General features: G+C 49.2%; 1 protein-coding gene. It reads left to right on the forward strand.

The window, feature by feature from the left end; genetic code table 11:
- Positions 1 to 606: DNA internalization-related competence protein ComEC/Rec2 (locus ACWHAR_RS29310; protein ID WP_452088723.1), on the forward strand; the 606-nt coding region annotated here is incomplete at both ends.

A 606-nucleotide genomic window follows, 5' to 3' on the forward strand; every position in this document is an offset into this window, starting at 1 on the left:
GTTTGTAGGTGCTCCGCATCAGCGGGGGCGTGTCTTAATTGATACCGGCGGCACTTTGTCTTACTCGTCAGAGCCTTGGTGCGAAAAACAGCATCCGTTTTCACTGGGGGAAAAGGTGCTGATTCCGTTTTTAACTGCTAAGGGAATCAAACAGCTTGACGCTTTAATTCTGACGCACGCTGACCAAGATCATATCGGAGAGGCGGAGACTCTGCTGAAGCATCATAAAGTAAAGCGCCTCGTGATTCCGAAAGGGTTCGTTTCTGAACCTAAAGATGAGAAAGTGCTGCAGACAGCCAGAGAAGAGGGAGTGACAATTGAAGAGGTGAAGCGAGGCGATGTATTGCAAATAAAGGATTTGCAGTTCCATGTACTGTCACCTGGAGCACCTGATCCGGCAAGCAAAAATAATTCCTCTCTCGTTCTGTGGATGGAGACGGGCGGTATGAGCTGGATCTTGACGGGTGACCTGGAGAAAGAAGGGGAACAGGAGGTGATGGACGTGTTTCCAAATATTAAAGCAGATGTCTTAAAGGTGGGGCACCATGGGAGCAAAGGCTCTACCGGTGAAGAATTCATCCAACAGCTTCAGCCGAAAACGGCCAT

The organism is Bacillus sp. LR--39 (genome assembly GCF_053613335.1).